The organism is Burkholderia sp. AU45251 (genome assembly GCF_030482905.1).
Classification (GTDB): Bacteria; Pseudomonadota; Gammaproteobacteria; order Burkholderiales; family Burkholderiaceae; genus Burkholderia; species Burkholderia aenigmatica.
In genome coordinates, this window is record NZ_JAUJQH010000017.1 from 70823 (window position 1) to 95295 (window position 24473).

The following is a 24473-nucleotide window of genomic DNA, read 5'->3' on the forward strand; positions in this document are numbered from 1 at the left end:
CGGGCGCGCCTTTGACGGCGTGCCCGCGGGTTCGAACTCAGTACAGGCTCGGCTCGCCGGGCGGGCGCGTCTTGAAGCGCTTGTGGACCCAGTAGTACTGCTCGGGCATCAGCGGGATCTGTTCCTCGAGGAATTCGTTCATCCGCCGCGCGTCGAGATCGTCGTCGCCGGTCGGGTAGTGATCCCACGGCTTGAATACCTTCAGACGATAGCCCTTGTAGTTCGGCAGCACCTCGCCGATGAACGGCACGACCTGCGCGTGGCCCGTCTTTGCGAACCGGCCGACGGCCGTCAGCGTGCAGGCCGGTACGCCGAAGAAGGGCACGAACGTCGAGTTGCGCAGCCCGTAGTCCATGTCGGCGCCGAGCATGACCGGCTTGCGGTCGCGCAGCCAGCGCAGCACGGTACGCGCGCTGTCGGCCCGGCTCGCGAGTTCCGCGCCGAAGCGGCTGCGGCCGGCTTTGGCCGCGGCTTCGAGTTCCGGGCTCTTCATCGGCGTGTAGAGTGAGCCGCACACCCGGTCGAGTGCGAGATTGATCGCCATCGAACCGGCCTCGATGCCGACGAAATGGAAACCGAGCAGCAGCGTCGGCGGCATGTCCGGATCGGTGAGGTCGATCTCGCTCTCGACCGTAAACAGCTTGCGATAGGTGGCTTCCGACGCGAACCACTGGTAGCTGCGCTCGACGTAGCTGCGGATCGCATGGCGGAAATGCTGCCCGGCGACTTCCTCGCGGCGCTCTTCGCTCCAGTCCGGGAAGCAGAGTTTCAGATTGGTGTGTACGATGCGCTTTCGCCGGCTGGGGATCTTGTAGAGCAGCCAGCCGAGACCATCGCCGAACCGTGCGGTCAGGCCGTACGGCAACAGGGCGAGCAGTTTCAGCAAGCCGATGGCGAGGTGCGTGGCTAGACGACCTAGCATGCGAAACCTCCGTGGAACCGGCTGGCCGGCGCGTTGCGAACAGGTGGGTAAGACAGCGGAAGATGCAGCACGGGCGGCGCTCTGTGACAATTCAGGAAAGCCGCTATAATACGGGCTTCGCCGAGTTAACTGACAACTTGCGGGGCGAAGCCGGCTAGCGTTACACGCGCTGCCCGGTCCTGGTAATCCGCTAAAGCGTCGCCGCTTCAGGCCCAACGAAGCTGGCTACGTGAAACCGACCGTAACCACACAGGAGCCTGAAAAAGTGGCAAACGATTATCTCTTCACGTCCGAATCCGTCTCCGAAGGCCATCCGGACAAGGTCGCGGACCAAATCTCGGACGCGATTCTCGACGCCATCCTCGAGCAAGACAAGTATTCCCGCGTTGCGGCGGAAACGCTGTGCAACACGGGTCTCGTCGTGCTGGCCGGTGAAATCACCACGACGGCCAACATCGACTACATCCAGATCGCGCGCGACACGATCAAGCGCATCGGCTACGACAACACCGACTACGGCATCGACTACAAGGGTTGCGCGGTGCTCGTCGCCTACGACAAGCAGTCGCCGGACATCGCCCAGGGCGTCGATCGCGCACACGACGACAACCTCGACCAGGGCGCGGGCGACCAGGGTCTGATGTTCGGTTACGCGTGCGACGAAACGCCGGAACTGATGCCGCTGCCGATCCACCTGTCGCACCGTCTCGTCGAGCGCCAGGCCAGCCTGCGCCGCGATGGCCGCCTGCAATGGCTGCGCCCGGACGCGAAGTCGCAGGTAACGATCCGCTACGTCGACGGCAAGCCCGATTCGATCGACACCGTCGTGCTGTCGACGCAGCACGCACCGGACATCGAGCTGCCGGCGCTGCGCGAAGCCGTGATCGAGGAAATCATCAAGCCGACGCTGCCGGCCGACCTGATCAAGGGCGACATCAAGTTCCTGGTGAACCCGACCGGCCGGTTCGTGATCGGCGGCCCGCAGGGCGATTGCGGCCTGACCGGCCGCAAGATCATCGTCGACACGTACGGCGGTGCCGCACCGCACGGCGGCGGCGCGTTCTCGGGCAAGGATCCGTCGAAGGTCGACCGTTCGGCTGCGTACGCAGGCCGTTACGTCGCGAAGAACATCGTCGCCGCGGGCCTCGCATCGCGCGCGCTGATCCAGGTGTCGTACGCGATCGGCGTGGCCGAGCCGACCTCGGTGATGGTCAACACGTTCGGCACGGGCCGCGTGTCGGATGCGGTGATCACGAAGCTCGTGCGCGAGCATTTCGACCTGCGTCCGAAGGGCATCATCAAGATGCTCGACCTGCTGCGTCCGATCTACGAGAAGACCGCTGCTTACGGCCACTTCGGCCGCGAAGAGCCGGAATTCTCGTGGGAAGCGACCGACAAGGCGCTCGCCCTGGCCGAAGCGGCCGGCGTCGAGCCGACGGCACGCGTCGCGTAAGCGTCATTCGCCTGAAATGAAAAACCCCGGCCAAGCCGGGGTTTTTTTATGGGTTCCGATCGCCGTGGCAATCGGACAAGCGGGCCGTAGCGCGACGGCGATCGTCGCGCGCGGTGCCCGCCGGCGTGCTCAGCGCGCGCCGAACCCGAACCAGCCGTTGCTGGCCGCGAGGCGGCGCGGGCGGTTGACGCGGCGCTGCGGGCCGAGCGTGCGTCGCAGCGCGAGCGCGCGCAGCGACGACGGCTTCTGCAGCAGCGAGCGCAGGCCGGCACGGCGCGAGAACGCCTGCGCGCTCATCATCGAGAAAAATGCGTGGAACCACGCACGGATACCGTCCAGCCGGCTGTGTGCGGGCGTACGCTCGGCCAGCGCCTGCGTGCGTGCGCGGTGATGGCGCAGCGAGCGGGCAGGAGCGGGCGGCACAACGCGCTTCGCAGCGCGGCTGAGACGGGAAGTCAGACGGAATGGCATGTGAACGATGCTTCGCTTGTATGGATGGCGCCCTTGAGAGCGCACTGGTATGAACGGCCTCGGATGGCGCAACGGATCTTACCGAAACTCGCTGCGCGCCGCGCCCGCCAGAATTGACAGGCCGCGACAGGCTACAGGGGATTCATGACGGGCAAAAGTCGCGATAAACCCTTGTGCCACAAGGCGTGTGCCGCATACCGCCTGTCGGTGAGGCCAGCGCCGCGCCGCACAGTTCCCTTGAGCCGGATCAAATCATCGATTGGCATGCCCCTGCGCACGATAATGGTGCTGTTCGCGGCATCCGGCGCCGATTTACAATCGTCACATTCACACAATAAACGTCTGGCATCCCATGTCGTCTCCATTGCAGTCGGAATCGATCCGCGCGCAAGTCGCGGAATTGCGCGAGCGCGGCTTCGTCGTCGCGCGTGGCCTCGTCGGCGAGGCACAGTGCGCGGCGCTCAGGCAGGTTGCGGAGCGCCAGTTGCGGGAGGCTGCCGAGCCGATCGAGTTCGAGGCGGACCTGCGCTATCCGGGCGCGCCCGAATCCAAGCATGCACCGGGCGGGCATACGGTGCGTCGGCTGCTCGATGCGTACTCGCGCGATCCGGCTTTCGCCGAGCGGGCGATCGCCCCCGAAATCGGTGCGTGGATGCGCGAGTATTTCGGTGAAGAACCGGTGCTGTCGCGCGCGCATCACAACTGCATGATGACGAAGCACCCCGCGTACGGCAGCCTGACCGGCTGGCATCGCGATTTCCGCTACTGGTCGTTCGAGCGTCCGGACATGGTGTCGGTGTGGCTCGCGCTCGGGCCGGAAACGAACGAGAACGGCGCGCTGTGGCTCGTACCGGGGTCGCATACGGCTGAATTCGGGCCTGAAGCGTTCGACGATGCGAAGTTCTTCCGCAGCGACCTGCCGGCGAACAAGAAAATGATCGATGCGGCCACGTGCCCGTCGCTGCGGACGGGCGACGTCGTGTTCTTCCACAGCAACACGCTGCATTCGGCCGGGCAGAACCGTTCCGACCAGGTGAAGTTCTCGCTCGTGTACACCTATCACGGCGCGAGCAACCGGCCGCTGCCCGGCACGCGCTCGGCGGCGAAGCAGGAAGTGCCGTTCTAGGTTCGGAGCGGACGGGCGGCGACACCGCCGCGGTTACGCGATGCGGCGCATCGCGGGCGAATGGAACAACGGGCGGCCTGGCCGCCCGTTTCGTTTGGCGCGGCCCGATCGTGCGACGCGGGCCGTTCGCGGGTCGCGCGGCTGTGCGCTCAGCGCTTGCCGCCCGGCATCGCGAGGCCGATCAGGCCGATGAACGATGCGACGGCGCCGCCTGCGATCAGCAGGATCGTCTTCGTCGCGGGCGAACCGGTGAAGAAGCGCGACACGTTGTCGTTGATCGAATGGAACGACTGGCCGCCGAAATACAGCAGCACGACGCCGCCGACGAGCAGCGCAACCGAGATGACCCGGGACATACCAACCTCGCTGAAACGATGATTCGAGACGCCGCAGTGTAGGCGACGACTGCGGCTGCGTCCATCGCCGTGCCGCCGTGCGTGTTTCGGCCGCTTTCGCTACCATAGTCGTCGTATGACTCTTTCGCCGCCGCCGCGCCGTGTGCGCGGCCGGCGCACGTCCCTTTCCCCGATGTCCTGACGGAACCGACTCATGGCCTACGAAGCAGCTTCCGAACGTTATGCCGACATGCAATACCGCACCTGCGGCAAATCCGGGCTCAAACTGCCCGCGCTGTCGCTCGGCCTGTGGCACAACTTCGGCGACTCGACGCCGATCTCGACGCAGCGCGAGATCCTGCGCACCGCGTTCGACCTCGGCATCAACCACTTCGACCTCGCGAACAACTACGGGCCGCCGTACGGCAGCGCCGAAACCAACTTCGGCCGGCTGCTGAAAGAGGATTTCCGGCCGTATCGAGACGAGCTGCTGATCTCGACCAAGGCCGGCTGGGACATGTGGCCGGGGCCGTACGGCAGCGGCGGCGGGTCGCGCAAGTACGTGCTCGCGAGCCTCGACCAGAGCCTGCAGCGGATGGGGCTCGACTACGTCGACATCTTCTATTCGCATCGCTTCGACGCGCACACGCCGCTCGAGGAAACGGCGGGCGCGCTCGCGTCGGCCGTGCAGCAGGGCAAGGCGCTCTACATCGGCATTTCGTCGTATTCGGCGGCGAAGACGCGCGAGATGGCCGAGTTGCTCGCGCAGTACAAGGTGCCGCTGCTGATCCACCAGCCGTCGTACAACCTGCTGAACCGCTGGGTCGAAACGGAACTGCTCGGTACGCTCGACGAGATCGGCACGGGCAGCATCGCGTTCACGCCGCTCGCGCAGGGGCTGCTCACGTCGAAGTACCTGAACGGCGTGCCGGCCGACGCGCGCGTGAACAAGCCGGGCGGCGGCTCGCTGAAGCAGGATCACCTGAGCGCGGACAATCTCGACCATGTGCGCAAGCTCAACGCGATCGCCGAACGGCGCGGGCAGAGCCTCGCACAGATGGCGCTCGCATGGGTGCTGCGCAACGGCCGCGTGACGTCTGCGCTGATCGGCGCGAGCCGCGCGGAGCAGGTGCGTGAAAACGTCGGCGCGCTGAAGAACCTCGAGTTCTCGGCGGACGAACTCGCGGAGATCGATCGTTACGCGACGGAAGGCGGCATCAATCTGTGGGAAAAGCCGTCCACCGATCAGGCGATCTGACCGGCAGACGCTACGGCATGCGAAACATCGCGTGCCGTAGCGATGGCTTGCGCGCAGCACATCGCATCGCTGCAATGCAGCGATGCGCGCCACGCACGGATTGCGCCGCTAGATCAGCGCAGGCAGGCCTTCGACGAGCAATACCGCGACGCCGACGCCGAGGATGACGCCCAGCACGCGCAGCAGGTTGTGGCGGAATTCGGTTGCGCACGGCACCGCGCCGAGAAATAGCGCTCCGGCCAGCGCCATCGGAATCAACAGGATGAAGTCGCCGATCGTGAAGTAGGTCGTCATGCGTGTCTCCAAGGTCGACCGGAGTGGGCGCTGGCGCGCTTGCTCCGGCCCCATGCCGGGTGTTTCTAGTATTGGTCCGACCCGATTGCGAGCGGGGCGGTCAGTTCGAGTATAGGCAACCCGCAGTGCTTTTCGCTATCCGAACCATTAAAAAATCAGCGGAAAGCCCCGCGAATCACGCATTTTTCCCGCAAGTTGGACGAATGCCTTGCACGTATCTTTCCCGCCCCTTTCGATTGTTGCGGAATCGTCGTATGTGTCCGATGCGTGCCGCCGCACCCGCGGGCGCGGCGGCACGCCCGCTCATGCGCGGTCGGGTTGCACGCGGGCGGCCGGCGCGCGGAACACGAGCGCGAGCCCCGCGACGATCGCGCCCATGCCGGCAAGTGCGAGCGGCTCGGGCCGGTTGCCGAGCCACGCGGCATCCATCAGCGTGGTGACGACGGGCACGAGATAGAACAGGCTCGTCACGTTGACGAGATCGCCGCGCTGCATCAACCGGTAGAACAACAGTTGCGCGATCACCGAAATCACGATGCCGAGCCATAGCAGCGGGATCACGAATGACCAGCTCATGTCGAACGACACCGGCCGGAACGGCACGATCGCCACGCACAGTGCGAGGCCGATCGCATTCTGCAGCGGCAGCACGTCGGCGGGCGCCGCCCGCACGCGCTTTTGCAGCAGCGAGCCGGCGGTCAGCGCGACGAGCGCGGTGAGCGCGCACGCGATGCCCGCGAGCGACAGGCCGCCGTCCCCGGTGCCGCGGAACACGACGAGCGCGAGGCCGGCCAGCGACAGCGCGAGCCCCGCGATGCGCACGGGCTGCCAGCGCCGCTCGACGATCGCGAGCGTGAGGATCGGCTGCACGCCGAGGATCGTCGCGAGCACGCCCGGCGCGATCCCGCGTTCGAGCGCGAGCAGGTAGAAGATCGAATAGCCGCCCATCATCAGCAAGCCGGTCAGTGCGGCCATGCGCCGCTCGCCGCGCGGCGGCAGCCAGCGTTTTCGCATGAAGGCCAGCCCGAGCAGCACGAGCGATGCCAGTGCGAAGCGTGCGGTGAGAAAGACGAACGCGGATGCGTGACGCAGACCGAGTTCAGCGAAGATCGCGCCGCTGCTCCACAGCAGCACGAAGAGCGACGTCGCGCCATGCGCGGCGAGCGCGCGTTTGAACGAAACCATGTGAATCCACCTGTCGAACGGATCGGAACGTTCCATCCGTGCGCGCAGCAATACGCCGTGCGTCACGACGCACGAAGGCAGGCCCGCGGGCGAATGGAAGACGAAACGGAAGCCGGCTGGTCAGCCGGCGCGTGCCGCCGGAGGGGGCGGCGCGGCGCCGACGAGCGGCGGTGCGACAGGAGGAGGAAGAACCGACGGATGCGCGCACGCCTGCGGCCGCGAGTCGAACTGCGGCCGGGATTTTGCAAGGGCGGACGTGAGCGGATGCATCGTGTCGGAATGCGCTTGAACGCGAATGAGCATCAAAGGTAACGCAAGGCCGGCATCGGACGCAACACCTGTCGCGTGGCATCGCATGATGAAGGGCGATGCGTGCGCAACGGTCGCTGCGGTGGCCGCGCTCGATGCAGGGGGCAAGGCGATGACGGCGCAGTGCAGTTCGGCAACCGCCGCCGCCAGTCGCGCGAAATTGCCTGGCGAACCGGCACCGGGCCCACGATGCGCGCGGGACGTCCGTCACGTGCGCGCCGCGGTGATGCCGGGGATTCGGCGGGCAGTCACATTCGACAGGGTATGATGGGGGTAACCGGGCAGGCAAGCGCCTGCCCGGCGCAGTGGTTGATTGGAGACATTCGACGAATTCGCGGCACTTCGCCTGCGTCTTCTTCTTTTCGTGCTTCGATAAACCGTGAACAATGGGATTACGCGCAACGCTCCGTCGAGAGCGCGCGGATCGTGCATTTGCCGGCCCCCAGCGGGCCGGGTTTCAAGATTCAAGAGTGGGGAACCATCATGCATGTCGGGTCGATTGTCTGCACTACCCATATCGCGGTGCCGAAGGGCGCGCGCGGCATCGTCCAGCGCGTCCTGGGCGACATGGCCATGGTGACCTGGTACGCGGGCGTACCGGGCGAGTCGAAGGAACTCAACACCGAGCCGTTCTTTCTCGAGGACCTGATCGACACCGGCGAATCCGTGCTGCCGGCCGGCGCGGCGCTCCACTAAGCGCAACCACCGCACCGGGCGCTCGTCTTTCGGCCCGGCTGGCGGCACAATGCGGGGCATGAAAGACGTCACTTCCGCTCCCGCTTCTCCCGCCGGCCCGCCGTTCGCCGGACTCACGCCCGAGTGCGTGCTCGACGCGCTCGACAGCGTGCTGATGCCGGCCGGCCTGCGCACCGACGGGCGCCTGCTTGCGCTCAACAGCTACGAAAATCGCGTGTATCAGGTCGGCATCGAAGACGGCCCGCCGGTCGTCGCGAAGTTCTACCGTCCGGCACGCTGGTCGGACGAAGCGATCCTCGAAGAGCACGCGTTCGTCACCGAACTCGCCGCGCGCGAGATTCCGGCGGTGCCCGCGCGCGCATTCGAAGGCCGGACGCTGCACGCGTTCGACGGTTTCCGCTTCTCGATCTTCGAGCGGCGCGGCGGCCGCGCGCCCGATCTCGATCGCAGCGACACGCTCGAATGGTTGGGCCGCTTCATCGGCCGGATCCATGCGGTCGGCGCGACGCAGCCGTATGTCGCGCGCCCCGTGCTCGACATCAAGACGTTCGGCTACGAGCCGCGCGACTACCTGCTCGCGCACGATTTCATTCCGGACGATGTGCGGCCCGCATACGAGACGGCCGTGACGCTCGCGCTCGAAGGCGTCGAGGCCGCGTTCGAGCGGGCGGGCGAGATCCGCCTGTTGCGCACGCACGGCGATTGTCATCCGAGCAACGTGCTGTGGACCGATGCCGGCCCGCACTTCGTCGACTTCGACGACAGCCGGATGGCGCCCGCGATCCAGGACCTGTGGCTGCTGCTGCCGGGCGATCGCGAAGGCGCGTCGCGTGCGCTGGCGGACCTGCTGGCCGGCTACGAGGATTTCTGCGAATTCGAGCCGCGCGAGCTGCATCTCGTCGAAGCGCTGCGCACGCTGCGGCTGATCCATTACGCGGCATGGCTCGCGCGACGCTGGGACGATCCCGCATTTCCGGCCGCGTTCCCGTGGTTCAACACGCATCGTTACTGGGAAGCGCGCGTGCTCGAGTTGCGCGAGCAGATCGGCGCGATGCAGGAAGGGCCGCTCTGGCCCGTGTGACGGCGCGCGCGGCACCCTCGCCGCGCGGCGTGCCGGTGCGGGCCGCCGCGCGATGCGCGCGGCCCGTTCCACTCAGAACTTCAGCATCAGCTTGATCAGCGCGGCGAAGCGCTTGCCGTACGGCGGCGTGAGCAGGTTGCGCGCGTTCAGGCGCGCCTGCGTGAGCACCGGTTTCATCTTCGAGAACGTCACGAAGCCGTCGTAGCCGTGATACGCGCCCATGCCGCTCGCCCCGACACCACCGAACGGCAAACTGCCGCACGCGATGTGCATCAGCGTTTCGTTGATCGACACGCCGCCCGAGATCGTTTCGCGCATCACGCGGTCGATCGTGCCGCCGTCCTCGTCGAACAGGTAGAGCGCGAGCGGACGCGGGCGTGCATTCACGTATGCGATCGCTTCGTCGAGCCGTTCGTACGGCACGAGCGGCAGCAGCGGCCCGAAGATTTCCTCCTGCATCAGCTGCGACGCTGCCGGCACGTGCGTGACCGCGCACGGCACGAAGCGGCGCGACGCGGGATCGGATTGCGCGTCGGACAGCGGATGCAGTTGCGCGCCGGCCGCCTGCGCGTCGCTCGCGAGCTGCTGCAGCCGGGCGTAGTGGCGCGGCGACACGATCGTCGTGTAGTCGCCGTTGGCCGACAGGTCGGGATACATCTTCGCGAATCGAGCGCGCGCGCGTTCGATGAAGGCGGCTTCCATCCCGCGCGGCAGCAGCACGTAGTCGGGCGCGATGCAGGTCTGGCCCGCGTTCAGCGTCTTGCCCGCGACGATCGCGTCGACGGCCGCATCGAAGCGCGCGTTCGGGCCGACGATCGCCGGCGACTTGCCGCCGAGTTCGAGCGTGACGGGCGTGAGGTTGTCGGCGGCCGCGCGCATCACGTGGCGGCCGACGTGCGTCGAGCCAGTGAACAGCAGATGATCGAACGGCAGCCCGCTGAACGCGGCGCCCACTTCCGCATCGCCGTTCACGACCGCGACGTGGTCGCGCGTGAAGGTCTTGGCAATGAGCTGCTCGAACAGCGCCGACGTGCGCGGCGTCAGTTCGGACATCTTGATGATCGCGCGGTTGCCGGCCGCGAGCGCGCAGATCAGCGGGCCGGCCGCGAGCAGCACCGGATAGTTCCACGGCACGACGATGCCGACCACGCCGAGCGGTTGCGGAATCACCTTCGCGCGCGCCGGGCGTAGCCACTTGTTCATCGGCTTGCGCATCGGCTTCATCCAGCGCTTGCCGTGCTTGAGTGCGTCGTCGATCTCTTCCTTCGCCATCCAGATTTCCGACAGCAGCACTTCCTGCTTCGCGCGATGACCGAAATCGGCACTGATCGCTTCGGCGAGCGCGTCCGCATGGTCGATCAGCATCGTGCGCAGCGCGCGCAGGTGCTGCACGCGCGTTTCCCATGCCGGGTACGGCGCGCGCAGGTAGGCCGCGCGCTGGTCGCGCAGCAGCGCCGTCAGTGCATCGACCGACGGCAGCGCTTGCGGGGCCAGTTCGGGCAGGTCGTTCTTCATGTCGTCTCCTCCAGTTGGGCCTGGCTGGTCGGCCGGCCGTCACGCCGCGCGCGCACGCTCGGCGAGCGCGGCGACGCGGATCGGGGTGGTGCGTGTCGCGCGGCGCGGGGCCGGATGCGACGTGTGCTCGAAAACCGGTTGCCGCGTGCCGCGGGCGTCGCATCCACGCGACGGTGTGTGCATCCGGAAACCGTGTCGCGGCGCATCTGCATGCAGCGCGATGCGACTGTTACCGGGCGCGCGACGCTGCGGTGCGACTGCCTGACGGTGCACCGAAGCGGGGCGGCGCGACAGGTCCTTCAAACCATGCCGCCGCGCATCGTGCCGCCGCAGCGACAAACCATCCAAACGGTCGGCAACGACACGCGCCGTTCGATTTCGATCGACTGCGCGCATGACGCCGCGCATCCCTGCGCGGGTAGCCGTTTGAAATGAAATGCGGGCTGCGCGCATCGCATCCGGACAACCCGGTCGGCACGCAGCCTGCAGAACCTGGCGCTGCATCGTCGTCACACCTGTTTCGCGGCGGATCGGCTTCTCGAGGCCGGCGCGTCGCGCAAAGCGAATCGGTACATCTTAAATTTAGTTCACGCGGGCGTTTAGAGGAATCGCTCTTGAATCCGCACGCCGCGCGCGCGACGGCCATTCCTACAATGCGCCGAGGGTCTGTTTGCAGATGGCAACGCCAAATTAAAAAATCATGTCACGGGAATGCCCGAAATCGCCCGTATGGCGGCGTCGCTCGTCGCTTGTCCCCCAAGGGGACTTCCTTCGGGGCGTTTGGCAAGGCGCAAACGGCGCTCCTCGCTGCTTGCCCTCCGAGCGATTTCGGGCATTCGCATGCGTGTTCCATCTGCAAACAGACCCCCCAAAGAGGGGACGCGGTCGCGCGGCGGTGCCGGGCGCCTTCCATGACACGACGGAGACGTGACATGCAATACGACTACATCATCGTCGGCGGCGGTTCGGGCGGGTCGAGCCTGGCAGGCCGTCTCGCCGATGCCTGCCCCGATGCGACGATCGCGCTGATCGAGGCCGGCTCGCATACGGAGCGCAATCTGCTCGTCAACATGCCGGTCGGCATCGCGGCGCTGGTGCCGTTCAAGCTCGGCACGAACTACGGCTACGAAACGGTGCCGCAGCCGGGCCTCGGCGGGCGGCGCGGCTACCAGCCGCGCGGGCGCGGGATGGGCGGCTCGAGCGCGATCAACGCGATGATCTACACGCGCGGCCACCCGGGTGACTACGACGAGTGGGCGCAGCTCGGCGCGACGGGCTGGGGCTGGCAGGACGTGCTGCCGTATTTCCGTCGCGCGGAAGGCAACGCGCGCGGCGCCGATGCGTGGCACGGTGCGGACGGCCCGCTGTCGGTGTCGGATCTGCGCTTTCGCAATCCGTTCTCCGAACGATTCATCCAGGCCGCGCACGCGGCCGGCTATCCGCTGAACGACGACTTCAATGGCGCGACGCAGGAAGGCGTCGGCTTCTATCAGGTCACGCACCGCGACGGCTCGCGCTGCAGCGTCGCCCGCGCGTACATATACGGCCGCAACCGGCCGAACCTGCACGTGATCACCGATGCGACGGTGCTGCGCGTCGTGTTCGACGGCAAGCGTGCGGCCGGCGTCGCGGTTGCGCGCAACGGGCGCGTCGAGACGCTCGACGCGCGCGCGGAAGTGATCCTGTCGGCCGGCGCGTTCAATTCGCCGCAACTGCTGATGTGTTCGGGGATCGGCCCGGCGGAGCAGCTGCGCCGGCACGGGATCGCGGTCGTGCAGGATGCGCCGGACGTCGGCACGAACCTGATCGACCATATCGACTTCATCATCAATACGCGCGTGAATTCGTCGGAGCTGGTCGGCGTGTGCCTGCGCGGGATCGCGAAGATGACGCCCGCGCTCGCGCGCTATTTCTCGAGCCGCACCGGGATGATGACGAGCAACGTCGCGGAGGCCGGCGGCTTCATCAAGAGCGATCCGTCGCTCGAACGTCCCGACCTGCAGCTGCATTTCTGCACGGCGCTCGTGGACGACCACAACCGCAAGATGCACTGGGGCTTCGGCTATTCGCTGCACGTGTGCGCGCTGCGGCCGTTCAGCCGCGGCACGGTGGCGCTTGCGAGCGGCGATGCGCGCGACGCCCCGCTGATCGATCCGCGCTTCTTCAGCGATGCGCGCGATCTCGACCTGCTCGTGCGCGGCACGCAGGCGATGCGCAGGATCCTGTCGCAGGCGCCGCTCGCGTCGCAGGGCGGGCGCGAGCTGTACACGCGGGCCGACCAGAGCGAAGCGGAACTGCGCAAGACGATCGTTGAGCATGCCGACACGATCTATCACCCGGTCGGCACCTGCCGGATGGGTTCGGACGCGCGCGCGGTCGTCGATCCGCAACTGCGCGTGCGCGGCGTCGAAGGATTGCGCGTGGTGGATGCGTCGGTGATGCCGACGCTGGTCGGCGGGAACACGAATGCGCCGTCGGTGATGATCGGCGAACGTGCGGCGGACTTCATCGTCGCGACGCGCAAGGGCGCGGCGACGCGCGGCGAGGCCGCCGCGGCCGTGCACGGCCGCTGAGCGGCGCGCACACGGCGGCAGCCATGCTCAGGCAAACGTATCGACGAGGCCGGCGCGGCTCACGCTCGCGGCGGCCGGTGCGGATTGCGCAGCGTCGACCGGTGCATCGACGGCTGACGATCCGCCGCTCCCGCGCCGCGACGACTGGCCGCCGGCGAAGGTCTGTTGCGGGTTCTGCTGCTGCGCGAAGCCGCCGTCGCTGACGGTCGCGCTGCCGAGCCCGAGCCCGCCCGCTTCCATGGCCTCGCGCAGCTTCGGCAGCGCGGCTTCGACCGCGTCGCGCACCTGCGCGTGCTGCGATACGAACAGCGCGTGCGCGTGGTTGTCCGCGACGCGCAGCACGACCTGCAGCGGCCCGAGATCGGCCGGGTTGAGCGTCAGCTCGGCGCTCTGCTGGTGCGCATTCGACAGGAACACGACCTTCTGGCTCAGCGCGTCCGTCCAGTCCGGCGTGCCGATGTGCGGCGCGAGCACGTGCGCGTTCGCGGCGGTGATCGCTCCCGCGGCCGGCGACAGCTGCAGGTTCGCCTGTGCCGCGGCCGCAGCCGTGGCGCCGGCCGCGAGCGTCGCGCTGGCGGCCGGATCGGTCGCGTCGCTGGCTGCCGCGAGCGCGTGCTGCTCGCCCGACTGCGCGTTCGCGTTGGCCTGCAGCGCCTGCGCGGTGGCTTGCGCCGGTGTTTGCTGGGTGGCGAGCGCGCCCTTCGCGTCGGCGAGCGTGTGCTCGAAGGTCGGCACCTTCGGCGCCAGCGGGGCGGTGGTGCCGGTCGATGCGGTTGATGCGGTTGATGCGGCGGCCGATGCCGTCGTGCCGGTCGCGGGCATCGCGATCGCACCCGAGCCGCCCGTGAGCCTGTCGAGCGCGGTTTGCAACGCATCGCGGCCCGACGCCGGTGTGGCCGGCTGGGCGGTCGCGTCCCTGGCCGCGTGATCCGTCAGCGTGGCCGTGGCATCGGGCTGGCCGGACACGACGGTCTTTTGCGCCGTGGTAGCGGCGGCGGCATCGGCCGGCGTCGCGTTGTCCGTGCGCGCCTGCAGTTGCGCCTGCACGGCCGCAGCGGCCGCGAGCGCGGCGGCATCGGGGTTGCTGGCGGCGTTCGTGGTCGTATCGTCGGTCGTGTCGTCGTCATCGGCTGCGGACGGCTTCGTGCCGGCGGCCGGCTTCGACGAAGCCTGTTTCGTCGACGCATCCGGCACGCTCGAATGCAACGCATCGCGACGCGTGATGACGCTTTGCTTCAGCGACTGCGCAAACGGCACGGCGGCCGTGGCGGTCGCGGCATCGTTGCCGGCGGCGCCGGACGAACCCGAGCTGCGGGCGGCCTTGAGGACGGTGCCGGCGGTGTCGAGCAGCGCGCCGAGCAGAGGCAGGGGAGGCATGACGGTTCTCTCGTTCGAATACGGGGGGCGGTTACGACGAACGGGCCGCGTCGGCCCGCATGCGCAGGATCTTCGCGGCGTGTTCGTCGGCGTCGCGCTGTTCGCGCCGGGCGTCGCGCTTCGCTTCCTGCGCCACGCCGCGCGCCTGCAGGATTTCGAACGAGCCGACGGTGCGCTTCTTCTGTTGCCAGTTCGGGCGTGCTTCGTCGATGCGGACTTCGGCCGCGGCCAGCACGTTGCGCTGCTGTGCGATCGCGGTGTCGAGCGTGTCGATGAACGCCTGGAAATTGCGCCAGTTGCCGGCCGGCATCCCGTGCTGCGCGGATTGCGAGAAGCGCGCGTGGTATTCGTCACGGTAGCGCAGCAGCGCGTCGAGCTGCTCGGCGGCGGCGGTGCGGTCGCGCTGCGCGGTGCCGAGCTGCTTCGTGGCCGAGTCGAGATCGTCCTGTGCGCGGTCGAGCAGCAACTGAAGGGGAAAGCCGTGAGCCATCGGGATCAGCCTCCGTAAGCGTCGAACAGTGCATCGAGCCCGGCGAGGCTCGACGCGAACGGCGCGCATTCGCGAAAGCCCTGCTGCAGGAACGCCTCGATGCGCGGGTAGAGTGCGATCGCGCGATCGAGCTGCGCGTCGCGGCCGGGCGCGTACGCGCCGACCGCGATCAGGTCGCGATTGCGCTGGTAGCGCGACAGCATCTGCTTGAACTGCCGGACGTGGTCGAGATGCGTTTCGTCGATCAGCGCGGTCATCGCGCGGCTGATCGACGCCTCGATGTCGATCGCCGGATAGTGGCCGGCCTCGGCGAGCGCGCGCGACAGCACGACGTGGCCGTCGAGGATCGCGCGTGCCGAATCGGCGATCGGGTCCTGCTGGTCGTCGCCTTCGGTCAGCACCGTGTAGAACGCGGTGATCGAGCCGCCGCCTTCCGGCCCGTTGCCGGTGCGCTCGACGAGCGCGGGCAGCTTCGCGAACACCGACGGCGGGTAGCCCTTCGTGGCGGGCGGCTCGCCGATTGCGAGCGCGATCTCGCGCTGCGCCATCGCGTAGCGGGTCAGCGAATCCATCAGCAGCAGCACGTGCTTGCCCTGGTCGCGGAAATACTCGGCAAGCGACGTCGCGTAGGCCGCGCCCTGCATTCGCAGCAGCGGCGACACGTCGGCCGGCGCCGCGACGACGACCGAGCGCGCGAGCCCGTCCTCGCCGAGGATCTGTTCGATGAATTCCTTCACTTCGCGGCCGCGTTCGCCGATCAGCCCGATCACGATCACTTCCGCGCTGGTGTAGCGCGCCATCGTGCCGAGCAGCACCGACTTGCCGACGCCGGAGCCTGCGAACAGGCCCATCCGTTGCCCGCGACCGACGGTGAGCAGCGCGTTGATCGCGCGCACGCCGACGTCGAGCACGTGGTGGATCGGTTCGCGCTCGAGCGGGTTGATCGACGGCGCCGACAGCGGCGCGTCGACCTTCGACGCGAGCGGGCCGAGGCCGTCGAGCGGGCGGCCCGACGCGTCGACGACGCGCCCGAGCATCTCCCAGCCGACCGGCAGGCGCTTGGCGCCCGCCAGCGGATCGGTGACGGGCGCGCTTTCGCGCGGCCACACGCGCGCGCCGGGCAGCACGCCCGCGACGTCGGTGGTCGGCATCAGGAACAGGCGATCGCCGGCGAAGCCTACGACTTCGGCTTCCGCGTGCGGCAGCGTGCTGCCGGGCGGCAGTTCGATCGTGCACTCGGCGCCGACCGACAGGCGCAGCCCAATCGCCTCGAGCACGAGGCCGGCCGCGCGCGTGAGGCGCCCGCACGGCCGCAGCGGCAGCGCGCGGTGGCTGCGCGCGGCGAGCCCGTTCAGGTGGGTGCGCCAGTGCGCGAGATGCGGGTTGTGTGGCGCGCGCGGCGTGGCGCCGGAGGCGTCGGCCGCCGTAGCGGTGCGGTGCGGGGTGGTGTCATGTGCGGTGTCGTGCGCGGCGTCGGGGCCGAACGACGCGAGCGCGAGTTCGCGCTCCAGCGGCGTCAGGCCGTCGTGCGCGAGCGCCTCGGGCGGCCGCGTCACCACGTGCTCACCTTGCCGATCGCGGCGGCGACGCGCTGCCAGCGCGTGGGCAGCGTCGCGTCGACCTCACCGGTCGCGGCGTGCGCGCGGCAGCCGCCGCGCTCGATCGACGCGTCGGTGCGCACGTTCCAGCCGAGCGCATCGAGATCGTCCTGCAGATAGGCTTCGACGACGGGCAGGTCGGCCGGATTCACCGCGAGATGCGGTGCGCCGGACAGCGCGGGTTCGGCCGCGAGCACGTCACGCACGGCCGCGACGAGCGCGGCCGGGTCGTGCTTCACGTGCTGGCGCACGACCTGCTGCGCGATGTCGAGCGCGAGCTGCGCGAGGTCGGCGGCCAGATCGTGCTCGACCGTCGACACGGCCTCGCGGAACGATGCGGCCAGCGCCGCGAGCTGCGCGGCCTGTTCGCGCGCGTCGGCCTGGCCGGTCTCGAAGCCGCGTTCGCGGCCCTGCTCGAAACCGGCCTGGTAGCCGAGTGCCTGGCCTTCGACGTGGCCGGCCGCATGGCCTTCGGCGTGCGCGGCGTCGCGCACGCGCTGCAGTTCCTCGGCGAGCGCGGCGGCCGCCGCGGCCGCGTCGTCGGGCGGCGGCGGGGGCGGCGGCGGGTCGAACGACGCCATCTCCCACCGCTGGTACGCGGTGAGGGTGCCCGCGCGATCGCTCGCCGAATCAGACATACGCGTCTTCCGCCTTGCCGCCGATCGCGATCGCGCCGCTCTCGGCCAGGTTGCGCACGATCTGCAGGATGCGGCGCTGCTGCGTCTCGACTTCGGACACGCGCACCGGGCCGCGCGCGTCGAGATCCTCGGCGAGCAGTTCGGCCGCGCGCTGCGACATGTTCGCGAGGAACTTCTGGCGCAGCGCCGGCGGCGCGCCCTTCAGCGCGATGATCAGCGTTTCCGACTCGACTTCCTTGAGCACCATCTGGATCGCGCGATCCTCGAGGTCGAGCAGGTTCTCGAACACGAACATCTGGTCGACGATCTTCTGCGCGAGATCGGCGTCGTACTGGCGCACGCTCTCGAGCACGCCTTCCTCATGCACGCTCGTCATGAAGTTCAGGATCTCGGCCGCGGTGCGGATGCCGCCCATCGGGCTGCGCTTCAGGTTGTCGCTGCCGGACAGCAGGCCGGTGAGCACGTCGTCGAGCTCGCGCAGCGCGGCCGGCTGGATGCCGTCGAGGGTCGCGATCCGCAGCATCACGTCGTTGCGCAGCCGTTCGGCGAAGCACGACGCGATCTCGGACGCCTGGTCGCGGTCGAGGTGCACGAGGATCGTCGCGATGATCTGCGGATGCTCGTTCTTGATCAGTTCGGCCACCGCGCCCGAGTCCATCCATTTCAGGCCCTCGATGCCGCTCGTGTCGCTGCCCTGCAGGATGCGGTCGATCAGCACGCCGGCCTTGTCCTCGCCGAGCGCCTTGGTCAGCACCGAGCGGATGTACTCGCTCGAGTCGAGCGACAGCGCGGTGTGCTGCTCGGCTTCCTTCGCGAATTCCTGCAGCACGTCCTCGACCTGCTCGCGCGTGACGTTCTTCAGCGCGGCCATCGCGGCGCCGATCTTCTGCACCTCGCGCGGCGCGAGGAACTTGAATACCTGCGCGGCCTCTTCCTCGCCGATCGACATCAGCAGCAGTGCGCTCTTGGTCAAGCCTTCAGCGTTCATCGGACACCCAGTTCTTCACGACGGTCGCGACGATCTTCGGATCCTGGCGGGCGATCGTGCGCGCGTAGTCGAGGTTGCGTTCGTAGCGGTTCTTCTCGTTTTCGAAGCCCAGCAGCATCGGATCGGGTTCCTCGTTCTTGACCGGTGCCGGCAGGCCGTCGAGCGCGACCGGATCGTCCGGCGCGGCGAGCGCCGGCGCGGCCGGTTCGGGCGGCGGGAACGCGCGGCGCATCGCCGGGCGCACGAACATGAAATACAGCGCCGCCGCGGCCGCCGCGATGCCGAGCCACTTCGCGGCTTCCTTCGCCATCTCGATCATGTCGGGCTGGCGCCACCACGGCAGGTCGGCGTACGGGTCGCTGACGGTCGAGAACGCGCTGTTCACGACGTTCACCGAGTCGCCGCGCTTCTCGTCGTAGCCCATCGCGTCCTTCACGAGCTGTTCGACCTGCGCGAGCTTCGCGGGCGGCAGCGGCTGCATCGTCACGTGGCCCTTCGCGTCGGCGACCGGCTGGTAGTTGACGACGACCGCGACCGACAGCCGCTTCACGCTGCCCATCGGCTGTTCGAGATGGCGGATCGTCTTGTCGACCTCGTAGTTGGTCGTCTGGTCCTTGCGGTCGCTCACGGGCGTCGTCTGCGGCGCGTTCGGGCCGTTGCCGGCGACGATCGGCGCGGATGCCGGCTGCGGCGGCGTGTTCGACAGCGCGCCCGGCACGCCCGACGCGCCGCCCTGCGCGAGTTCGGTCGAGCTGCTGGTCTGCTGGCTGCGGATCGCGGCCTGCTGCGGCACGCCGTTCGGGCCGTAGCTTTCCGACGTCTGCTCGATCTTCGAGAAGTCGAGGTCCGCGCTGACCTGCGAGCGCGCGTTGCCCGCGCCGAAGATCGGCGCGAGGATCGCGTCGATGCGCTTCTGCGTGTTGTGCTCGACCTGCTGCACGTACTTGAGCTGGCTTGCGTCGAGGCCGGATGCCGACGCGGTCTGGGTCAGCAGGTTGCCGTCCTGGTCGACGATCGTCACGTTCTTCGCGGGCATGTCGGGCACGCCGGACGACACCATCCGCGTGATCGCCTGCACCTGGCCCTCGTCGAGCACGCGACCCGGGTAGAGGTCGACGAACACCGACGCGCTCGGCGCTTCCTTGTCGCGCACGAATACCGACGGCTTCGGGATCGCGAGATGCACGCGCGCGCCGCGCACGGCGTTGATCGATTCGATGGTGCGCTGCAGCTCGCCTTCGAGCGCGCGCTGGTAGTTGATCTGTTCGGCGAACTGGCTGATGCCGAATTTCTGGTTGTCCATCAGCTCGAAGCCGACCGAGCCGCCCTTCGGCAGCCCCATCGCGGCGAGCTTCAGGCGCGTTTCATGCACCTGGTTCGACGGCACGAGGATCGCGCCGCCGGCATCGGCGAACTTGTAGGGAACGTTTGCCTGCTGGAGCGCGGCAATGATCGCGCCGCCGTCGCGATCCGACAGGTTGCTGTACAGCACGCGGTAGTCGGGCGCGCGGCTCCACAGCACGAGCGCGGTGATCACGGCGATCGCGAACGCGACGGCGATCAGGAACGGCAGCTTCGGGTTGCCCTTCATCCGCGAGATGCCGGGAATGCGTTCCGCGAAGCCGCCAAGCCCGAAGTCCGCGCCTGCGCCACCCGCGCCCGGCAACGCGGCGGCCGCGGCGGCGCCGGGCGCCGGGCTGGCGAGGCCCGCGCGGGCGTCTGGGTTGATCAGCGAGTTGGCCTGCGAATCCATGCGTCGAGTTTCTCCGGAGCGGGACGACTGAGCTCGCTCGGACGAGCGGGCGGACAATGACACGATGCGATTATCGTGACCCGGGCCGGACTCCGATCGACCGAAAAGAGCGGGGTTTCCCCCGTACTTTCTCGGCTTTGACGCGCGGCGCGCTGCTATCCTTTTTCGCGATCCGGCATGGTGCGCGTGGTGCGGCGCCAGCGGATCCCCCGGTGCGTCCGGGCCTCTTCTCTCAGTTTTGGGGACAGCATGACTGCGAACGTCAGCGGAATCGGTTCGGTGTTGCAACAGATGCAGTCGATGGCCGCGCAGGCGTCCGGCGGCGTCGCGAGCCCGACGGCGGCGCTGGCCGGCTCGGGCGCGGCGACGGCCGGCACGTTCGCGAGCGCGATGAAGGCGTCGCTCGACAAGATCAGCGGCGACCAGCAGCACGCGCTCGGCGAGGCGCAGGCGTTCGAGGTCGGCGCGCCGAACGTGTCGCTGAACGACGTGATGGTCGACATGCAGAAAGCCAACATCGGCTTCCAGTTCGGGCTCCAGGTCCGCAACAAGCTCGTGAGCGCTTACAACGACATCATGCAGATGTCGGTGTGACGCGACGGGCATCCGGGGACGGCTACCGGGGACGGTCATCCAGGGGCGGTCATCCGGTGAGCCCCCCCGGCTGGCCCTGCCGCCGCAGGGCAGGCCCCGCTTGCCTAAAGCTTTCCCGATCCCTTCCGATAACTCCGGTGAAGGCCGCATCGTGCGATGCACGATGTCGGTTCCCGTATAGCCAAGGCATAACAAGGAGAAGCGCATGTTTTCCCCAGGACACGCTGGAGCCAGTGCATACGCGCGTGTCGGCGTCGAGACCGGGGTGATGGGCGCCTCCCCGCACCGGTTGATCGCGATGCTGTACCAGGGCGCGCGGCAGGCGGTAGCGCTCGCGCGCATGCATTTGCAGCAGGGCAATGTGCCCGCGCGCGGCGAAGCGATCGGCAAGGCGATCCGGATCGTCGAGAGCGGACTGAAGGCGTCGCTGAACCGCGACGCGGGCGGCGAGATCGCGGAGCGGCTGGACGCGCTGTATGCGTATATCAGCGGGCGCCTGCTGGAAGCGAACGCGCAGGCGAGCGACGCGATGCTGGTCGAGGTCGACGGGCTGCTCGCGACGCTCGAGGAAGCATGGACGGGGATTGCCCCGGAAGTCGCGCGGATGGCCGCGCAACAGGCAGTGGAAGCTTCACGATGAATCGCAAGGCCGAATACTTCGCACGTTACGAGGCGCTCGCCGCCGTGTCGGGCCGGATGCTGGGCGCGGCCCGCAGCGCCGACTGGAGCGCGTTGCCGGAGTTGCAGGCCGAATTCATGCAGTTGGTGGACGGGCTGAAGGAGGCCGATCCGGGCGTCGTGCTCGACGAATCGGATCTCGGCCGCAAGCTCGACCTGATCCGCCGCATCCTGGCCGACGACGCCGCGATCCGCGATCTCGCGAGCCCGGACGTCGCGCGGCTGTCCGCGCTGTTCGAGGCGCGGCGCTCGACCAAGGTATTGACCGATCTCTACCGCGCGCGCGGGTAGGGCCCGTTTCCGGGGAAACGGGCGCGGGGGCGCACGAGCCCGTTGCGGCAGGCGCGCAGTTCCCGCGGGCGGCGGCGTGCCGTTCCCGGATTCGCAACGAGGTGGCTGAGGTGAGCAGGCTCCGATCATGACCGGTATCGACTCCGTTGCGGCCGCGCTGCTGGCGAGCCGCCTCGACAGCCTGCTGACCGGCACCGTGTCGGCGCCCGCCGGCGGCGGCGCGACCTCGCAGGTCGGCACGCCGGGTGCCGGCGCGTCGTCCTCGCCAGCGGCCGGCAGCCCGCCCGCCGCGCCACCCGCTTCCACCCAGACCGCACTGTCCGATGTCGGGCGCGTGCTCGACGCGATCTCGCGTGCGGGCGGCGACTCGACGCCGGCCCTCGCCGGGCGCGCGCCGCTGCTGGCCGACCCCACCGTGCTGCTGACCGACACGGCGGTACCGGCCCGCGCGACGGCCTTGTCCGCGCCGGCTGCGTCTTCCTCGCCGGCTTCCGCCGCGGCGTCGTCCGCTGCGGCGGTGCACGAGGCAGCCGCGGCCCTGCCTGTCGCGGCGCTGCGCGCAGCGCTCGCGCAGGCCGTGAGCGAAAGCGGCCTTTTCTACGAATCCCATCTGGCGCAGTGGCTGGCGGGCCAGCGCCCGCTCGCGGCGCTGATGCGCGAGCCGCAGGCACGCCTCGCGGTCGCGCTCGCGCCGGCCGACCCGGATGCCGCGCAGCACGGCACGACCGACGTGCTCGACGAGCTGCTCGCGCAGCGCCCGCCGTTGCCTGCAACCGCGCGGACGGCGCCGCCGCCGGGTACGCCGGCCCAGGGCGGTGCGCCGGCTCGCGATCCCGCGCAGGCCCTGCCGACGGGCGGGCGGCAGGGCACATCACTGTCGCCCGATATGGCCGATCTGCTCGGCGAGCGTCCCGATGCGCGCTGGACGCCCGTGCGCGCCGAACTGGCCACTGCATCGTCCGATTCGCAGGCACAGACGCAGACGCTTGCACCCGTACATCCGGCCGCCGTGCCGCTCGTCAGGCAGCAGCTCGACGCGCTCGCGACCGACCAGTTCCGCTGGACGGGCGAGGCGTGGCCCGGCGCGCGGCTCGACTGGACGATCGAACCCGACGATCCGGGCAGCCGCGCACCGCGCGGCGACGACGGCGCGGGCGACGGCATCGCCTGGCGCACGCGCCTGACGCTGACGTTGCCGTCGCTCGGCACGGTCGACGCGGAGCTGGTGCTGAACGGCACGCAACTGGTTGCGCGGCTGCGTGCGAACCAGACGGGCGCCGACCGTCTCACGCGGCACGAAGCGGCGCTGCGGCAGCGGCTCGAAGTGTCGGGGCTCAAGGTGGGCGGGCTGTCGATTCGCGCGGTCGACGACGGCCCGGACGGCTTCGACCTGTTTGCGGCTCAGGCGGCCGCCGCCGCATATGCGCGCGGCGCGGCCGGCGGCCCGGCGACGCGGGCGCCGGATGCCGATGACGAGGCGCTGCAATGAGCATGACGTCCCGCAAGCGCGCGGCCGCGCTCGTCTACGATCCGAAGGGCGGCGACGCGGCGCCGCGCGTGGTCGCAAAGGGCTACGGCGTACTCGCCGAGATGATCGTCGCGCGCGCACACGATGCGGGGTTGTACGTGCATACGGCGCCGGAGATGGTGTCGCTGCTGATGCAGGTCGACCTCGACGACCGGATTCCGCCACAGCTCTACCAGGCGGTCGCGGATCTGCTCGCGTGGCTGTACGCGCTCGACCGCACCGAGCCCGCGCCTGGCGACGCCGCACCGCGCTTTCCGCTGCCGCCGCTGCGTTGACGGGCCGGCATCGCGCGATTCATTACGAAATGCTGTCTCGGCCTTTCGTGGTCATTCTGATGGCATTTTCGTTCTATTGATCGGCATCGTGGCGCAACGCATGCGCTTCGTCCGTATTTCCTCTCTCTTCGGGCGCGCCGCCACGTACGCTGGCGGATTGAGCCGGCGATAGATTTGTGTAATGATATCCATTCTCATTTTCATGTTGCTCGGGCGGCGCGCATGCTCTGCGCGCCGCCCGTTGTTTTGAACGAATGGAAACTTTCGCGTGAACGCGCCCGAAACGATCACTCCGCCCAAGACGGGTACTTCCCGCGCGGGCGTCACCGTGCTGCACCCGGCGGCCCGCCCGCTGAGCGACGACGAACTGGCCGCGCGCCGCCAGCGTTCGCGCCGCGCGACCTTCATCAAGTGGCTGCGCAAGGTGCACGGCTGGGTCGGATTGTGGGGCGCGGTGCTCGGGCTGCTGTTCGGCGTGACGGGCGTGCTGCTCAACCACCGTGCGCCGCCGCTGAAGATTTCGACCGGCGAGCCGCAGGTCGAGGAGATGCAGATCGCGCTGCCGGATCCGGCGCCGAAGACGCCTGCCGCGATGATGAAGTGGCTGCAGCACGAACTGCATTTCGACGGCAAGCCGGGCCGCATGCGCAAGGAGCCCGCACAGCCCGTGGCGTGGGGCGACAAGAGCGTGATGCAGCCGGAGCACTGGCAGATGGGCCTGTTCGGTCCGCATCAGAACCTGCAGGCCGAATACTGGGTCGGCAACGGTTACGTCGCGGTGAAGCGCACGGGCAACACGTTCCTGACGACGCTGAACAACCTGCATCGCGGCGTCGGGATGAATCTCGGCTGGGTGCTGCTGATGGACACGATCGCGGGTTCGCTGATCCTGCTGTCGCTGACCGGCGTGCTGCTGTGGACCGAGCTGAACAAGCGCCGCACGGTCGGCGTCGTGCTGGTGGTGGGTTCGGTCGCCGCGGCGCTTGCCGCCGGCCTGACCTGATCGGCGGTAATCGCGCCGGCCTGGCGCTGGCGCGTGCCTTTT

The 24473-nt window shown here is 68.7% G+C and carries 25 protein-coding genes; 13 read left to right on the forward strand and 12 right to left on the reverse strand.

Going from position 1 to position 24473, the window contains the following annotated elements:
• Nucleotides 1-37 precede the first annotated feature (37 nt).
• Complete coding sequence (locus tag QZM67_RS27290; protein ID WP_175026292.1) at nucleotides 38-922, reverse strand: lipid A biosynthesis lauroyl acyltransferase; 885 nt, start codon at nucleotides 920-922, stop codon at nucleotides 38-40.
• Between the two features lie 265 nt (nucleotides 923-1187).
• Here QZM67_RS27290 and metK point away from each other — a divergent pair, with 265 nt between their 5' ends.
• Nucleotides 1188-2375 carry a methionine adenosyltransferase gene (metK, locus tag QZM67_RS27295; protein ID WP_043184698.1) on the forward strand — a complete coding sequence of 396 codons (1188 nt, stop codon included), beginning with the start codon at nucleotides 1188-1190 and terminating at the stop codon, nucleotides 2373-2375.
• Between the two features lie 129 nt (nucleotides 2376-2504).
• Here the strand turns inward: metK and QZM67_RS27300 are convergent, their stop codons facing one another.
• Nucleotides 2505-2846, reverse strand: a complete 342-nt coding sequence (locus QZM67_RS27300; protein WP_039353869.1) for a hypothetical protein — start codon at nucleotides 2844-2846, stop codon at nucleotides 2505-2507.
• 352 nt (nucleotides 2847-3198) lie between these two features.
• On the opposite strand from QZM67_RS27300, the gene QZM67_RS27305 reads away from it, so the two are divergent.
• A complete protein-coding gene (locus QZM67_RS27305) occupies nucleotides 3199-3972 on the forward strand; it encodes a phytanoyl-CoA dioxygenase family protein (protein ID WP_301808183.1) in 774 nt (257 codons plus the stop codon).
• 149 nt (nucleotides 3973-4121) lie between these two features.
• Here the strand turns inward: QZM67_RS27305 and QZM67_RS27310 are convergent, their stop codons facing one another.
• Nucleotides 4122-4328, reverse strand: coding sequence for a DUF3185 family protein (locus QZM67_RS27310; protein WP_031399695.1), 207 nt, complete (start codon nucleotides 4326-4328; stop codon nucleotides 4122-4124).
• 193 nt (nucleotides 4329-4521) lie between these two features.
• Between QZM67_RS27310 and mgrA the strand changes: the two genes are divergently transcribed.
• Complete coding sequence (mgrA, locus tag QZM67_RS27315) at nucleotides 4522-5565, forward strand: L-glyceraldehyde 3-phosphate reductase (protein WP_043184696.1); 1044 nt, start codon at nucleotides 4522-4524, stop codon at nucleotides 5563-5565.
• A gap of 108 nt (nucleotides 5566-5673) precedes the next feature.
• Here the strand turns inward: mgrA and QZM67_RS27320 are convergent, their stop codons facing one another.
• Together QZM67_RS27320 and QZM67_RS27325 are read right to left on the reverse strand one after the other, a co-directional pair.
• Nucleotides 5674-5859, reverse strand: coding sequence for a hypothetical protein (locus tag QZM67_RS27320; protein WP_011353526.1), 186 nt, complete (start codon nucleotides 5857-5859; stop codon nucleotides 5674-5676).
• Nucleotides 5860-6162: 303 nt separating this feature from the next.
• Nucleotides 6163-7044: a DMT family transporter gene (locus QZM67_RS27325; protein ID WP_301808190.1), complete on the reverse strand. Its 882-nt coding sequence runs from the start codon at nucleotides 7042-7044 to the stop codon at nucleotides 6163-6165.
• 792 nt (nucleotides 7045-7836) lie between these two features.
• Between QZM67_RS27325 and QZM67_RS27330 the strand changes: the two genes are divergently transcribed.
• The gene (locus tag QZM67_RS27330) at nucleotides 7837-8049 is read left to right on the forward strand and encodes a hypothetical protein (protein WP_011353523.1); all 213 of its coding nucleotides are present in this window, start codon (nucleotides 7837-7839) and stop codon (nucleotides 8047-8049) included.
• 49 nt (nucleotides 8050-8098) lie between these two features.
• Nucleotides 8099-9130: a serine/threonine protein kinase gene (locus QZM67_RS27335; RefSeq protein WP_175026295.1), complete on the forward strand. Its 1032-nt coding sequence runs from the start codon at nucleotides 8099-8101 to the stop codon at nucleotides 9128-9130.
• A 72-nt stretch (nucleotides 9131-9202) separates the two neighbouring features.
• Here QZM67_RS27335 and QZM67_RS27340 read toward each other — a convergent pair whose 3' ends face one another.
• Nucleotides 9203-10645 (reverse strand): coniferyl aldehyde dehydrogenase, encoded by a 1443-nt coding sequence (locus QZM67_RS27340; protein ID WP_301808195.1) that lies wholly within the window; start codon nucleotides 10643-10645, stop codon nucleotides 9203-9205.
• Between the two features lie 177 nt (nucleotides 10646-10822).
• Between QZM67_RS27340 and QZM67_RS27345 the strand changes: the two genes are divergently transcribed.
• A complete protein-coding gene (locus QZM67_RS27345) occupies nucleotides 10823-11080 on the forward strand; it encodes a hypothetical protein (RefSeq protein ID WP_301808197.1) in 258 nt (85 codons plus the stop codon).
• 497 nt (nucleotides 11081-11577) lie between these two features.
• Complete coding sequence (locus QZM67_RS27350) at nucleotides 11578-13218, forward strand: GMC family oxidoreductase (RefSeq protein ID WP_301808200.1); 1641 nt, start codon at nucleotides 11578-11580, stop codon at nucleotides 13216-13218.
• 27 nt (nucleotides 13219-13245) lie between these two features.
• Here QZM67_RS27350 and QZM67_RS27355 read toward each other — a convergent pair whose 3' ends face one another.
• Genes QZM67_RS27355 through fliF form a run of 6 tightly spaced genes read right to left on the reverse strand, consistent with a single transcriptional unit; the run spans nucleotide 13246 to nucleotide 20062 of the window.
• Nucleotides 13246-14595: a flagellar hook-length control protein FliK gene (locus QZM67_RS27355; RefSeq protein WP_301808203.1), complete on the reverse strand. Its 1350-nt coding sequence runs from the start codon at nucleotides 14593-14595 to the stop codon at nucleotides 13246-13248.
• A 31-nt stretch (nucleotides 14596-14626) separates the two neighbouring features.
• Complete coding sequence (fliJ, locus tag QZM67_RS27360) at nucleotides 14627-15085, reverse strand: flagellar export protein FliJ (protein ID WP_043184690.1); 459 nt, start codon at nucleotides 15083-15085, stop codon at nucleotides 14627-14629.
• 5 nt (nucleotides 15086-15090) lie between these two features.
• A complete protein-coding gene (gene fliI, locus QZM67_RS27365; protein WP_301808207.1) occupies nucleotides 15091-16644 on the reverse strand; it encodes a flagellar protein export ATPase FliI in 1554 nt (517 codons plus the stop codon).
• Nucleotides 16638-17321, reverse strand: coding sequence for a flagellar assembly protein FliH (gene fliH, locus QZM67_RS27370; protein WP_175026300.1), 684 nt, complete (start codon nucleotides 17319-17321; stop codon nucleotides 16638-16640). Before fliH ends, fliI begins: the two co-directional genes overlap by 7 nt.
• Entirely contained in the window at nucleotides 17314-18309 is a 996-nt protein-coding gene (fliG, locus tag QZM67_RS27375) for a flagellar motor switch protein FliG (RefSeq protein WP_043184685.1), read from the reverse strand. Before fliG ends, fliH begins: the two co-directional genes overlap by 8 nt.
• A complete protein-coding gene (fliF, locus tag QZM67_RS27380) occupies nucleotides 18299-20062 on the reverse strand; it encodes a flagellar basal-body MS-ring/collar protein FliF (protein WP_043184684.1) in 1764 nt (587 codons plus the stop codon). The genes fliG and fliF overlap by 11 nt, the downstream gene beginning before the upstream one ends.
• A 249-nt stretch (nucleotides 20063-20311) precedes the next feature.
• On the opposite strand from fliF, the gene fliE reads away from it, so the two are divergent.
• The 6 genes from fliE to QZM67_RS27410 all read left to right on the forward strand — a co-directional run bounded on the left by fliE (nucleotide 20312) and on the right by QZM67_RS27410 (nucleotide 24431).
• Nucleotides 20312-20656 (forward strand): flagellar hook-basal body complex protein FliE, encoded by a 345-nt coding sequence (gene fliE, locus QZM67_RS27385; RefSeq protein WP_021164033.1) that lies wholly within the window; start codon nucleotides 20312-20314, stop codon nucleotides 20654-20656.
• 205 nt (nucleotides 20657-20861) lie between these two features.
• On the forward strand, nucleotides 20862-21296 hold the full coding sequence (gene fliS, locus QZM67_RS27390) for a flagellar export chaperone FliS (protein ID WP_043184682.1): 435 nt from the start codon (nucleotides 20862-20864) through the stop codon (nucleotides 21294-21296).
• Nucleotides 21293-21625 (forward strand): flagellar protein FliT, encoded by a 333-nt coding sequence (locus tag QZM67_RS27395; RefSeq protein WP_043184681.1) that lies wholly within the window; start codon nucleotides 21293-21295, stop codon nucleotides 21623-21625. The genes fliS and QZM67_RS27395 overlap by 4 nt, the downstream gene beginning before the upstream one ends.
• Nucleotides 21626-21752: 127 nt before the next feature.
• A complete protein-coding gene (locus QZM67_RS27400; protein ID WP_301808216.1) occupies nucleotides 21753-23114 on the forward strand; it encodes a flagellar hook-length control protein FliK in 1362 nt (453 codons plus the stop codon).
• On the forward strand, nucleotides 23111-23428 hold the full coding sequence (locus QZM67_RS27405; protein ID WP_301808219.1) for an EscU/YscU/HrcU family type III secretion system export apparatus switch protein: 318 nt from the start codon (nucleotides 23111-23113) through the stop codon (nucleotides 23426-23428). The genes QZM67_RS27400 and QZM67_RS27405 overlap by 4 nt, the downstream gene beginning before the upstream one ends.
• A gap of 268 nt (nucleotides 23429-23696) precedes the next feature.
• Nucleotides 23697-24431: a PepSY-associated TM helix domain-containing protein gene (locus QZM67_RS27410; protein ID WP_301808224.1), complete on the forward strand. Its 735-nt coding sequence runs from the start codon at nucleotides 23697-23699 to the stop codon at nucleotides 24429-24431.
• The last annotated feature ends 42 nt before the right edge of the window (nucleotides 24432-24473 follow it).